General features: G+C 67.5%; 13 protein-coding genes. 5 read left to right on the forward strand and 8 right to left on the reverse strand.

Going from position 1 to position 12,423, the window contains the following annotated elements; genetic code table 11:
- Positions 1–48: 48 nt before the first annotated feature.
- A complete protein-coding gene (bcp, locus tag G5C66_RS15495) occupies positions 49–519 on the reverse strand; it encodes a thioredoxin-dependent thiol peroxidase (protein ID WP_165111860.1) in 471 nt (156 codons plus the stop codon).
- 82 nt (positions 520–601) lie between these two features.
- On the opposite strand from bcp, the gene G5C66_RS15500 reads away from it, so the two are divergent.
- Positions 602–859 (forward strand): DUF3618 domain-containing protein, encoded by a 258-nt coding sequence (locus tag G5C66_RS15500; RefSeq protein WP_008363370.1) that lies wholly within the window; start codon positions 602–604, stop codon positions 857–859.
- 28 nt (positions 860–887) lie between these two features.
- Positions 888–1,214, forward strand: coding sequence for a GroES family chaperonin (locus tag G5C66_RS15505; RefSeq protein WP_478354320.1), 327 nt, complete (start codon positions 888–890; stop codon positions 1,212–1,214).
- Here G5C66_RS15505 and G5C66_RS15510 read toward each other — a convergent pair.
- From G5C66_RS15510 to G5C66_RS15525, 4 genes are all read right to left on the reverse strand, one after another.
- Positions 1,211–1,816, reverse strand: coding sequence for a sortase domain-containing protein (locus G5C66_RS15510; RefSeq protein WP_165111861.1), 606 nt, complete (start codon positions 1,814–1,816; stop codon positions 1,211–1,213). The two genes, G5C66_RS15505 and G5C66_RS15510, sit on opposite strands and share 4 nt — an antisense overlap.
- Positions 1,809–2,969: a hypothetical protein gene (locus G5C66_RS15515; protein ID WP_165111862.1), complete on the reverse strand. Its 1,161-nt coding sequence runs from the start codon at positions 2,967–2,969 to the stop codon at positions 1,809–1,811. Before G5C66_RS15515 ends, G5C66_RS15510 begins: the two co-directional genes overlap by 8 nt.
- A gap of 200 nt (positions 2,970–3,169) precedes the next feature.
- On the reverse strand, positions 3,170–4,036 hold the full coding sequence (locus G5C66_RS15520; protein ID WP_165111863.1) for a GmrSD restriction endonuclease domain-containing protein: 867 nt from the start codon (positions 4,034–4,036) through the stop codon (positions 3,170–3,172).
- 171 nt (positions 4,037–4,207) lie between these two features.
- A complete protein-coding gene (locus G5C66_RS15525; protein ID WP_165111864.1) occupies positions 4,208–5,518 on the reverse strand; it encodes a hypothetical protein in 1,311 nt (436 codons plus the stop codon).
- A 438-nt stretch (positions 5,519–5,956) separates the two neighbouring features.
- Between G5C66_RS15525 and G5C66_RS15530 the strand changes: the two genes are divergently transcribed.
- Positions 5,957–6,628: a biliverdin-producing heme oxygenase gene (locus G5C66_RS15530; protein WP_165111865.1), complete on the forward strand. Its 672-nt coding sequence runs from the start codon at positions 5,957–5,959 to the stop codon at positions 6,626–6,628.
- Between the two features lie 177 nt (positions 6,629–6,805).
- A complete protein-coding gene (locus G5C66_RS15535) occupies positions 6,806–7,372 on the forward strand; it encodes a TetR family transcriptional regulator (RefSeq protein WP_165111866.1) in 567 nt (188 codons plus the stop codon).
- 236 nt (positions 7,373–7,608) lie between these two features.
- On the opposite strand, the gene G5C66_RS15540 is transcribed toward G5C66_RS15535, so the two are convergent.
- The 3 genes from G5C66_RS15540 to G5C66_RS15550 form a co-directional block, all read right to left on the reverse strand.
- A complete protein-coding gene (locus G5C66_RS15540; protein WP_165111919.1) occupies positions 7,609–8,730 on the reverse strand; it encodes an MFS transporter in 1,122 nt (373 codons plus the stop codon).
- Positions 8,731–8,934: 204 nt separating this feature from the next.
- Positions 8,935–9,786, reverse strand: coding sequence for an alpha/beta hydrolase (locus G5C66_RS15545; protein WP_165111867.1), 852 nt, complete (start codon positions 9,784–9,786; stop codon positions 8,935–8,937).
- A 1-nt stretch (position 9,787) separates the two neighbouring features.
- Complete coding sequence (locus tag G5C66_RS15550; RefSeq protein ID WP_165111868.1) at positions 9,788–11,131, reverse strand: Na+/H+ antiporter NhaC family protein; 1,344 nt, start codon at positions 11,129–11,131, stop codon at positions 9,788–9,790.
- A 166-nt stretch (positions 11,132–11,297) separates the two neighbouring features.
- Between G5C66_RS15550 and G5C66_RS15555 the strand changes: the two genes are divergently transcribed.
- Positions 11,298–12,281 carry a LysR substrate-binding domain-containing protein gene (locus G5C66_RS15555; RefSeq protein WP_165111869.1) on the forward strand — a complete coding sequence of 328 codons (984 nt, stop codon included), beginning with the start codon at positions 11,298–11,300 and terminating at the stop codon, positions 12,279–12,281.
- The last annotated feature ends 142 nt before the right edge of the window (positions 12,282–12,423 follow it).

Here is a 12,423-nt window from a genome sequence, read left to right on the forward strand (position 1 = left end):
GACGAGGGTCAAGCGGAAGCGCTGCGCGAATTGCGAAGCAATCGCAAATTACACAGCCAGATTGAGGTCGCGGCGGAGCTTGGCGACGTGACCGGTCGCCTTGACGTTGTACTGCGCGACCTCGATCTTGCCCTCCTCGTCGACCACGAACGTCGAGCGGATGACGCCCTCGACGACCTTGCCGTAGAGCTTCTTCTCGCCGTAGGCGCCGTACGCCTGGTGGACGGCGAGGTCCTCGTCGGAGGCCAGGGTGATGGTGAGCCCGTCACGCTCGCGGAACTTCGCGAGCTTGGCGGGCTTGTCCTTCGAGACGCCGACGACCTCGTAGCCGGCGGCCTTCAGCGAGTCGATCGAGTCGGTGAAGTCGCAGGCCTGCTTGGTGCAGCCGGGGGTCATCGCGGCGGGGTAGAAGTAGACGATCACCTTGCGGCCGCGGAAGCTGCTGAGCGAGACCTCCGCTCCGGTGTCGTCGGGAAGAGTGAAGTCAGGGGCAACATCGCCCGGCTCGAGACGCGTCATGGGCGACAACCTACCTAAGAGATCGAGCGAACCGCAGCGGTGGAGCACGCAGTGGACGTACGCCGGTTGCTAAGGTCTGCGCATGTCCAAGGACCAGACTTCCTCGCTCGAGTCCGAGATCGAAGAGATCCGCGAGCGGCTCGCAGGCACCATCGACGAGCTGATCTACCGGGGCAGCCCGAAGACGATCGTTCAGCGCCAGGTGGCGGCCGTCAAGGCGGTCTACGTCGACCCCGTCTCCGGCGAGCCGAGGATGGGCAACATCGCCAAGACCGTCGGCGGAGTGGTGGGCACCGTCCTGCTCATGGCGACGCTGCGTAAGATCACCAAGGTCAACTGAACCCCCACCACGGCAAGGCAAGACGGACGTGACCGACAAGACCCCTATCAAGATGCTCCACGACCGGGTGTTGGTCGAGGTCGGGGCCGACGCCGGTGAGCGCCGCTCCTCGGGCGGCATCGTCATCCCGGCGACGGCCGCCATGGGCGGAGCCCGGCGGCTCACCTGGTCGCGGGTGGTCGCGGTCGGCCCGCACGCGCGTGCCGTCGAGATCGGTGACCGGGTCCTCTTCGACGCCGATGACAAGCCCGAGGTCGAGGTCGCCGGCGAGGTCTACGTCCTGATGCGCGAGCGCGACGTGCACGCCGTGGCCGCGGAGCGGATCGCCGACGAGTCGACGGGCCTCTACCTCTAGCTCTTCTTCTGCACTCGGGGCAAAGCGTTGAACCGATGCGCGAGCACGACGATGTTGCTGTCGTAGCTCGAGCCGTTCCAGTCGGTGCAGGTGATGATCACCAGCCGGCCGTCGCCGTGGTCCTGACCGAAGATGCGCTGTGCCTGCTCGGCCAGCTCCTTGCGGCTCAGCACCTCGACGGAGTCGACCTGGTGCTGGAAGGTCCCGTCCTTGGTGACGATGTCGACCTCCTGCCCCTCCTCGATGTGATCGAGCTTGTTGAGGCTGCCGCCACCGGTGTGCACGGTGTGGCCGGTGACGACGGTCTGACCCTGCGCGGAGCCCGGCTTGGCGCTGCCGACCCACCAGCCGATCTCGCGCGGGTTGCGTGGCGGGTCGAGCACCTCCCCGTCGAGCCGGATCGGGACGACCTTGGCCTTCGTGTTGAGGCCGGGAAGCTCGAGGCGCTTCGGGGCGCCGGGCGGGACCTCCACGGCGGCGCTGCCCCCGGGCCACACCAGACCGCCCAGCACCATCGCCACGGCGAGCACGACCAGAGCGGTCCACAGGCCGCCCGCCGCCGCGGCAAGCCGCGACGGCGAGTCAGCAGGTGCTTCAGCCACGTCGCAACATACGGACGTACGTCGCAACGCCGGCGCCCGCGGCCGCGAGGAGCAGCAGGGTGACGAGGGCGATCCGACCGGCGCTGCCGTCGTCGTAGCTCTCCATGCCGGCGGTCACGACGGTCGGGACCGAGGCCGGCGGGTTGGCCGCCTTCGGCGGGTTCTTGGCGACCGTCTTGGTGACCGGGCTGTTCGGGCCACAGTGGCTGGTGCCGATGGTCAGGTGGGCCAGGCTGCCGCCGACGAACTCCTGGGCCGCCGGGAGGACCTTCACGTCCAGAGCGGTCACCGTGATCTCGCCGGGCGCGGTGTCCTGGGAGTTGAGGGTGATGTCGAGGACGTTCTCCTCCAGCGGCGCGAGCTGCGACTCGATCTGACCGAGGGCCGTGTCGAGCACCTGCGTCTGAAGCTGGTCGAGCCCGTCGTTGGCCGGTGCCAGGGCGCCGTTCAGGGCGTTGGTGAACTGGGTGCGCAGCGCATCCAGGATCGCGTCGGTGACACCGGTCAGGTCGGTGACGACCTTCTGGTCGACGCCGGGATCGACCGGAAGGTCGACCAGGGTGACGTCGCCGACGGTCGGGATGGTGACGTACGCACGGCTGTTCGCCAGGCTGCTGTCGCCGGAGGCCGAGTCCTTGTCCGCGGTGCAGCTGCTCTGCACGGCACCGAGGTCGAGGTGGAGGCCGGGGTCACCCATCGCGGCGAGGACGTCCTTCAGCGCCGCCGAGAGCGGGTCGGTGACCGCGGTCTGGCTCAGGCCCGCCTCCTCGAGCGCGGTGATCAGCTGCTGGTCGACGCCCTGGAACAGGCCGGACGAGACGAGCTCGACATCGCTGAAGTCGAGGCTGGCCGCGTCGAGCGAGATGTTGTCGCCGCCGCTGAGGCAGTTGCCGGATCCCGCTGCGACCAGGGTCGCGCCGTCTCCGGCGAGGCCGGCGCATGCCGCCGAGGTGGCGTCCTTGTTGGCGACCGCGTCCTGGGCCAGCGTGCCGGCATGGATCGCGTCCTGGCCGCCGAGCGCGGTGATGAGCGGCTCGTTGGTGCCCTCGGCGGACTCGGTGGAGCCGTTGTTGGTGACGGCATAGGTGCCGGTGTCCCTCGCCCCGGTGCCGGCGAGCTCGAGGCTCAGCGCGGTTGCGGACGCCTGTGACACCGTTGCGGCGCTCGCAGGTGCGGCTGACAAGGCAACCATGGCAGCTGCGGCCGCGACTGCGGCTCCCCGCGCGATGAGTGTTGTGCGCACGTACTTCTCCCCTCCCTTTGACCTTCGTCACACTCAACGGTCGACATACCCCGGGGGTTACGGGCGCGTAACCTGTTCTGTAGAACGGAATCCGCAGGTCTTCCGCCACTTCAGCTGTCGCAGACGGTGCCATCCTTGTCGCCGTCGCGATACCACTCGTACTCGGTGTCGCTGCCCTTCCGGTAGGGCCCGTAACCCTTCGCGGTCGCCTTGGCGCAGGTGTCGAAGCGGGGGTCCTCGCCCGAGCCGCCTCCGGGATCACCGCTCGGGTCGCTCTCGGGCTGCCCGGCGCGGGCTAGACGTACGGTGATCACGGGGTTGTCGCAGCCCGCGGCGACCCTCGTCAGTGCGGCCTTCTCCGCGCGGTCGACGAAGAGGCCCCAGCGGATCTTCACGGCGACCCAGTCCGCGACGTACGTGCAGTGGTAGCCGGTGGCGTCGGGCAGCCAGTCGGCAGGGTCCTGGTCACCCTTGCTGCGGTTGGTCGCCGCGGTCACCGCGATGAGGGCGCGCGGGTCGCCGAGATCGTTGGCGTACGCCTCTCGCTCCTCGTCGCTCCACGCGTTCGCCCCGGACTCCCAGCCCTCCTTGAGCGCGACCATGTGGTCGATGTCGAGGCCGCCGGGGCGCTTGAGGGTGAGACCGTCGTACGCGGAGAACCAGGCGCCCCGGCTCACCTCGCACCTCCCGCGTGCCTTCTTCCTCGACTCCTCGAGGAGCACCTCGTTGCGGGCATCCTGGCAGTCGCCGTCGGCGTCGACCCAGTGATTGAACTTCTCCCGCTCGTAGCCCGAGGTGACCTCCTTGGCGACCGGGAGCCTCGCGACGGCCTCGGTCAGCGGGAGGCTGACCTCCCCGCCCGTCTCGGCGCCGTACCCGGCCTGGACGGCGGTGTCGGCCTCGGCGGTGTCGGAGATCTCGGCACAACCAGTGCAGAGGAGTACGACGGCGAGCAGGGTCGCCACAGGGCGCAGCATGGGGGAACTCCAGAGAGTTGGGGAAGAGCTCTGGGGAGCATCGGGGGCGGCGCAACTTTGTCGGATCCTGCAGCGGGCGGCACGCAGGCGCGCCGCCCTGTCGTCGACCCGACAAAAGAATCCCGGGCCAAGGCAGGAAGCCTTGGCCCGGGAGGGGTGCTGATCAGTCGATCAGGCCTGTGCGCGGCGCAGCAGGAACCACCGGGTGGCGGCAGCGGCGGCGACGAGCAGCACGAGCGCGCCGGCGGCGAACCCGCCCTTGGCGGCCGGGGAGGACAGCAGGTCGAGCTCGGCGTTGGCCGGGGCGTTGTCCGGCTTGGCCTGGACGCTGGTGTCCGGGTCGGACTTGTCGCCGGAGACGACCACGTCGACGTTCTTCTTGTCACCGCTGGCTGCGGCCTTCTCCTCGGCGGCGGTGAGGCCGTTGGTGCCGCAGGTGCTGGTGCCGATGGCGACCTTGGCGGCGGTCGGGGCGCCGACCTTCTTCACGGCGTCGAGGACCTTGATGTCCAGAGCGGACACCTCGAGCGACTTGGCGGTCTTGTCCTGCTTGTTCAGGGTGAGCTTGACCAGGTCGGTCTCGAGGCCCTTGAGCAGGGTGGCGAGCTGCTTCTTGATGTTCTCGATCAGGTCGATGCGGATCGAGACGTCCAGGCCGCCCAGGGCGTTGCTCTTCAGGCCCGACCGCAGCAGCGTGTCGACGCGGCTGAGAACGGCGTCGGTCACCGGGGAGAGGTCCGGGACGACCGTCGTGTTCTTCTTCGGGTCGGCGGGCAGGTCGGCGACCTTGATGTCACCCTTGCCGGGGACGTTGACGGTGACCGCGGCGTTCTTGAGCTGGGTGTCGCCCTTGAACGTGGTGCCCTTCGCCATGCAGGTGCTCTCCGCGGCGTCGAGGTCGACGCCGACCGAGAGGCCACCGACCTTGGTGAGCACGCCGGAGACGACGTTCTGGACCAGGTCGTTGACCGGGCCGAGCTTGACGTGAACGTCCTTGCTCTCGTCGGTGAGCAGGTAGTCGGTGGTGGCGCCCAGCTTCTGCAGGTTGAGCTCGGCGAGGTTCACCGTGACGGCCTCGCCCGGCTTGACGCAGCTGGAGCCGTCGCCGATGGAGACCAGGGTCGCGCCCTTGCCGGCCAGGGCCGAGCAGGCGCCCGAGTAGGCGGTGCCGTTCTTGAGCGCGGCGGCGGCGTCCTGGGCGAACACGCCGACCGAGAGCAGCTGCTGCTCGCCGTCGAGGAGCGGCAGGGCCGGCTTGTTGGTGCCGGAGTTGACGGTCTTCTTGCCGTTGTAGGTGGCGGTGTAGCGACCGGTGTCCACCTTGACCTTGTCAGACACGTTGGCGGTCAGAGCGACCGACGACGCCTTGGCCTGGGGCTTCTCCGCCGACGCAGCAGTCGCCGGGGCCGCGGTCACGGAAAGACCGATCATCGCGGTCGCCGCAACAAGGGCGGCTCCGCGGACCGAGAGTGGGGAGCGCAAGTGACTTCTCCAATGATGTTGATATCTGTCGATGACAGGGCACGACGAGTAGAAGTCAGCCTCTGCAGCCCCCCGGTTGCTGTGACTCGCCGTGACGAAGCGGGGAGTCTAGCCACGTCGTTTCGCCGTCGCCTAGCGACCAACCGATGCCTGAGGTCACACAATTTCGCCCGTAACTTCGCCGGTAACAGGTCGTGGTCGGCGCCGATTTCGAGGCAGAAATGACCTACGTCCCGAACGTGGTCGTCAATATGGATCGGGCGTATGGATCTTGTGTCCGGACTGTTCTTTTCGGCTCCGAAAACAAAAACTCGTTCTCAATTCGGGACTGCGTCGAGTTAGGTTGGCCTAAGTACGCCCTTGATGGCTTTCTGACAGTGTGTCAACATCTTTGCTGGAACGCCGATCGCCCGACGCCCCGACCGCACTGGAGCACACATGTCTGCCCAACTTGTCGACGAGACCCTCGGGGCTCCGCTCTCCGCACTGATGCGCGAGGGCTCCCGGGTTCAGCACACCGCCGCCGAGACGTCGTCCTTCATGGAGGAGCTGTTGGCCGGTCGGGTCAGCGAGCAGGGGTACGCCGACTACCTCCTGCGCCTGCGCAAGGTCTATGTCGCGCTCGAGTCGGTGGGCCGCGACCTCGCCGCCACCGACCCCATCGCCGCGGCTGTCCACGACATCGCGCTCGAGCGCCTGGCCGCGATCGATGCCGACCTGGACGTGTGGGCGCCGGGCGTCGACGGAGACGCTGTGGAGTCGGCGGCTGCCGATGCGTACGTCGCCCGGATCGAGGCCACCCGCGCGTGGGGAGGCCTCTACGCGGCCCACCACTACACCCGTTATCTCGGCGACCTCTCCGGCGGTCAGGCGATCGGCCGGCTGCTCGACCGCTTCTTCGAGCTCGATGGCGAGGGGGTGGCGTTCTACGAGTTCGCCGAGATCCCCAAGCCGAAGCCCTACAAGGACGGCTACCGCGCCCGCCTCGACGCGCTGGATCTCGACCCCGCGGAGAAGCTCCGCATCGTCGAGGAGGTCCAGGTCGCCTTCGGTCTCAACCAGGCTCTCTTCGAGGAGCTCGGCGAACGCCTCGACGCCTATCGCAGGTGAATGAGTGTCCCGCACCTCGATTCCGCACCGTAGGTCGCACGCTGCGCACGCACCTCGCTGCGTTGGCGTCGCTCGGAAGACACCCGGTATGCCGTCGCGACGCCGCCTTGCGATGCGCGCACGCATCGCACGACCTACGGCACGGCCTCTCGGATTGGGACACTAGGGTTCGTCCTCGTGCCCCGTATCGCTGCCGAGAACGTCGCCGAGCACCGCAGGCTGGTGCGCGAGCGGATCTTCGCGGCGTTCGCGGAGCTGATGGCCGAGGGCAGCTACGACGCGATCACCATGTCGAAGCTCGCGCAGCGCGCCGACATCGGCCGCACCGCGATCTACCATCACTTCAAGGACCGTGATGCGGTGATGGTCGCGTTCGCGACCCACGAGACCTCGGAGTACGTCGCGTCTCTGCAGGCCCAGCTCGCCGCGAGCGAGCAGCCGGCGGAGCGGCTGCGGATCTACGTACGCAATCACCTCGCCCTCGGCGAGAAGTTCCACATGGGCTTCGGGCCCCAGGTCTACGGTGGCCTTCCCGAGGAGGCCCGCCAGGAGATCCGTGAGCACGTCGTCGCCGTCGAGCAGGTCCTCGCCGAGATCCTCGAGCAGGGTGCCGAGCAAGGCACGTTCGCTGTCACCGACGTCGACGCCACGCTCGCGCTCATCCATGCCGTCCTCGGCACCCGCCATCTCCCCGCCGAGCGGATCGAGGAGTTCGTCCTCCGCGCCGTCGGCGCCCTCCGATGACCGGTGCCGATGTTTTCTGTCCGTATTCGCGTGCATCGCCGGCGCGTGTTTGGTTACCGTGTTCAGCGCCGATGGGGCAATCGGGGTGACTTCAGCTCGTAATCGTCCGGGCCATCAGGGCGGACGAGCGCGCGGCGCCTGACACCAGGATTCGTGTCGTCGGCGCCGCGACCTTGGGCCTGGGCTCGGGGTCGCGGTCCAGTCCGGGGCCTGGACCGCGACGAGCTTCGAGATGCCTACTCCCGTTCGAGCACGGTGATCGTCGCGGCGACCGCGATGGCTGCTGCGGCGATCGCGGCCGTGCTCAGCCAGCCGAACCACTCCACCGCCGCCGCCCCGGCGGCGGTCCCCAGGCTGCCCCCCACGAAGTAGACCAGCATGTACGCACTGTTGAAGCGTGCCGGCGACGACGGGTCGATCGCCAGGACCATGCTCTGGTTGGCCACCTGTGCCGCGAACAGACCCGCATCGAAGAGCGCCAGGCAGATCAGTGCGATGACCGTGCTCTCGAGGCTGAAGCCCATGGTGGCTGCGGCAACCCCTGCCAGCGCAAGGCCGACAAGGATCACCAGGCGGGGACCGACACGGTCGGTGGCACGCCCGGCGGCCTGGGTGGCAAGGACGCCCGAAAGGCCGGCCAGCGAATACAGGCCGATGCGCTCAGCCGAGTACGAGAACGGCGGCTCGGAGAGCGCCACCGCGATCCCGGCCCACACCACGCAGAACGCGAAGAACCACAGGGAACCGCGCACGGACGCAAGGCGAAGCGTTGGATAGCGCGCGAACAGGCCAGGCAAGGAACGCAAGGTGGCGAGGTAGCCCCGCTCTGCAGCGCCGCGCGCATTCGGCAGGGCCAGCAGACAGCACACCGCGACGACACCGCAGGCGGCGGCGAACGTCAGCAGCATCCCGCGCCAGCCGATCTCGTCGGCAAGCCACCCGCCCACCGTACGGCCGGCAAGGACCCCGACCGAGATCCCAGCGGTCACGATTCCCAGCGCCGTCCCGCGCTGCCGAGGAAGGGCCAGGCGGCCCGTGACGGAGCTCAGGCTGGCCCCCACCGCGGAGCACGCCCCGACCAGCCCCACCGCTGCGCCCAGCAGCATCGCCCCGGGTACGACCGCGCTGGCCACCAACGCACACGCAAGCACCCCGAACTGAGCGGCCAGAACCCGCGCCGGGCTGAACCGGTCGACCAGCGGCACCAGCAGTCCGAGACCGATCAAGTAGCCGACCGGTCCGAACGCGAGCGCGATCCCGATCGCCGGGATCTGCGTATCCAACGACTCCGCAACATCCGCGATCGCGGGTTGCATCGGGTAGATGGTCGAGGTTCCGAGAGCGGCCGAGACCGACATGAACAGCACGGCAGGGGCACGTAATGCGGTAGGAGCAGGAGTCAGGGAAGCGGTATCTGTGGACACGTGACTGACCGTAGGAAAGGGCGACGCGGGCTGCTGGCGGGAATGGGACCTCACCGTTGTGACAAGGAACCGGCCCTCACCTGGAAGTCCAGGTGAGGGCCGGTATCGATGAAGGTCGTTCGGCACCGAGGTCGGTTGTCAAGGTCGAGCGGTAGTCAGGTGCTGCTCGAGAAATGAGAACGTCCTCGCCAGGGCGTCCGTGCGTGTGCACATCTGGGCGAAACTGTGGCGCCCGCCCTTGACGAGTGCCAGCTCATGGGGAACGCCTTGCTTCACGAGTTCGCGCGCGAGCGACTGGCTCTGTTCGACGTCGACGACCTCGTCTTCGGTGCCATGGATCAGCAGCATCGGTGCCGAGCCGGGATGCACGTGGTCAGACGGACGCGGCCATGGCGCGGCTCCGTCGTCACCGGGGCCGAACGCGTGGCGGATCGGCGAGTCAGGATCGCGGTAGCGCTCTGAGCGCGCCGGATCGTGCACGCCGTACCAGCTCACTGCTGCACGGACGCCGCACTCACCACCGACACCGGCCGCACCGATGATCGCTGCGATGGTCCCTCCGGCCGAGTTTCCCCATACGGCGATCGCATCCGTGAGCACGTTGAGCTCTTGCGCGTGCGTGCGGATGTAACGGATCGCGTGCTGTACGTCGTCGACCGGCGCAGGAAACCGCGCCTCATTGCTAGTGCGGTATTCGACGCTGGCGATCGTGATGCCGCGCTGTGCGAGAGGCACCAGGGCGGGCAGGTAGCGGGAACGGTGCACGTTCTGGAAGCCTCCGCCCTTGACGAAGACCACCAGCGGGGTGGGTGTCGGGCTGACCGGCTTCAGCAGGTCGAAGTGAAGCTCGCGTCCCCCTGGGAACAGCCGCCCGTCGATGAACTGCCGATAGACGAGGCCGGGATAGTGTTCTACGAACACGTGTGATGCTGTCGCCGAGAGCTGTATCTCGGTGCTGGGCGGCATATCGGGCGGCATTTCAGCGGGCATATCAGTTGTATCCGATCAGGACGCTGACGACCATTGCGGCGATCGCCAACACGGCCAGAGTGAGTAGGTACCACCCGGTCTCTCGTAGCCAGCGCATGTATGAGACCCCCGCGACCGCGAGCCCTGCCATGAGCATCGAGGACGTCGGAAACAGCAGGTTGGTCACGCCGTCGCCCAACTGGAAGCTGAGCACGCCGATCTGGGGGGTGAGGCCCACGACATGGGTGAGCGGCGCGATGATCGGCATCGTGAGCGCGGCCTGACCGGTGCCGGACCCGACGAAGAAGTTCACCGCACCGCCGGTGCCGAGCAGGGCGAGAGCCCCACCGGTCGGCGGCAGCGAGATGAGGAGATTGCCCAAGGCCTGCACGATCGTGTCGAGGATGCCGCCGGCCTCCAGGACGACGCTGATCGAGCGTGCCACGCCGATCACCACGCCAACCCAGACGAGGGACTTCATGCCCTCGATGAAGTGCTCGTAGACCTCGGTTGGAGGCATCCGGAAGATCACGGCCACCAGCACTGTCGCGAGCACGAAGCACGCTGCCATCTCGGCGACGCTCCACGCGTACATTGCGGTGCCCGCGACGAACAGCGCCAGACAGAGACCGAAGGCCACGAGTGCGAGCACGTGGCGCACGCCGAACGGCCCTCCTGCTTCGGGTGCAGCCACGCTTTGGATCTCTGTGGGATCGATCGCTTCTGGCTCCGTTTCGGCCTGTCGTGCCTCGCTCCGCACCCGCAGCAGTACGAACGCCATCGTGACCACCTGGAACACGCAGAACAGCACGACTCGGTAGGGCATCCCCGAGAAGAGCGGGATCCCGGCGATGGTCTGCGCTAGCGCGAGCGAGGAGGGGTTGAGGAAGCTCGTGGCGTAGCCGATGGATGCCGGCAGCAGGATCGTCATGACTCCGGTGAGCGAGCTCAGTCGCAGCGCCCGGGCGAGGACGAGACCGAGCGGGAAGAACGCCATCGCCTCGGATGTGATCGTGCCGAGTGCGCTCATCACGCCGAAGAAGAGCATCACGACGCTGACCACGACATACCGGTTGGACCCCGAACGCACTGCGAGAAGATGCACCGCCCCGCTGATGACGCCGCGGGAGTCGATCACCGCGAGCATCCCTCCGGTGATGAGGATGCCGAAGATGATCGGCGCGGACTCGACCAGCCCGGTATGCAGGGAGGTGAGCAGCTCGAACAGGGTCGTCGGCGAGCTCGGTGCAGCGGCATAGGTGCCCGGGATGATCGTCCCGTCGCCGTCGCGCCGGAACGATCCAGTCGGGATCACGTACGTCATCGCGGCGCAGGCAACCAGGATGCCGAGCAGAAGAGTGAGCACATTGGGTGCCGAACGGCGTTTGCTGTCCGGGTGCGTGGGAGTCGTGGCGGTCACAGGTACCTCGTCGTGTCTGTGGTGGCTTAAGGCTCCGCAGTCTGCCCCGATCCCATTCAATAAAGAAGGTCTAATGTCGTCATCACAGCCATTATGTATTCATAATGGACGCGTGGATGTACGGAACCTGCACGCGATCACTGTCGTCGCCGAAGAGCGCAGTTTCACTGCGGCCGCCCGGCGGCTGCATACCTCGCAGTCTGCTCTGAGCCAGTTGGTGCGAAGAATCGAGGACGAGTTGGGCTTCGTCGTCTTCGATCGCTCGGTCAGCCCTGTCGGTCTGACGCCGCAAGGTCAGCGATTCATCCCGAAAGCTTCGGAGATCGACCTCCTGTACTCCGAGGCACTCGCCTCGGCGCGTGCCAGCGCTCTCTCCTCACCCATCGCGATCGGCGCGACCCCTCGGATGGCCCGACGGCTGTTCCCCGCCCTCCTGTCCGCGTCCCGCGAGCGCGCTCCTGGTCCAGAAGACCCGAACAGGATCCAGCTCATCGAAGCCAGTTCCCGTGAACTCGCCGCCCTGGTGGCCAAAGGGGTGGTCGACGTGGCTGCGATCACGTCGGCCGCAATCGGCGAAGGGCTTTCGTTCTCCCCCGTGCTTTCGAGCGGGTTCGTCGCGGCGTATCAGAGCGGGCTGATCGCGCGGGACAACGACGGCGCGATCGCCCCGGTAGACCTGGAAGGGCAGGAGCTGCTGCTGCCGACAGCCGGAGGAGTCCGGACGCATCTCGCGCCATTCCTTGACGGCCTCGCCGGCGTGAGCGTGGCGCTGGAAAGCTCCAGTACGGACACGCTTCTTGGGCTCGCGGAACTAGGTCTCGGCGTGGCAATCGTTCCGGAGGTACTGCTGACCCCAGCAGACCGATCCCGCCGAGAAGGCCTTCGGTTCGCCCGACTATCAGAGGCGACCCCGCCGCTGATCTCCGGAACCGCCGTCCGAGCTGGTCTACCCCTGTCACCCAAGCTGGAGGCCGCGATTGGTCTCGTGCAGCACGCGCTCGTCACGACCTTCTCCGCGTTCGCGAGCGCTCCTGAAGACTCCGAACCGGAACCAACAGCGTCTGCTCATTCCCCTCGGAATCGCCTCAAATCCTGAGTTGAACCACAGCGCCCTGCAAGGATCCCGGCCCGACGGCTATTGGAAGTGACGGACAGACCGTTGGGGTCTCGCCACTTGCGTACGGGTAATGCCGTTCGCTCGGTCAGGAAGCGGGTTGGCTGAACGAACGTCCGTCCCC

This window comes from Nocardioides turkmenicus, from assembly GCF_011045035.1.
GTDB classification, from domain to species: Bacteria; Actinomycetota; Actinomycetes; order Propionibacteriales; family Nocardioidaceae; genus Nocardioides; species Nocardioides turkmenicus.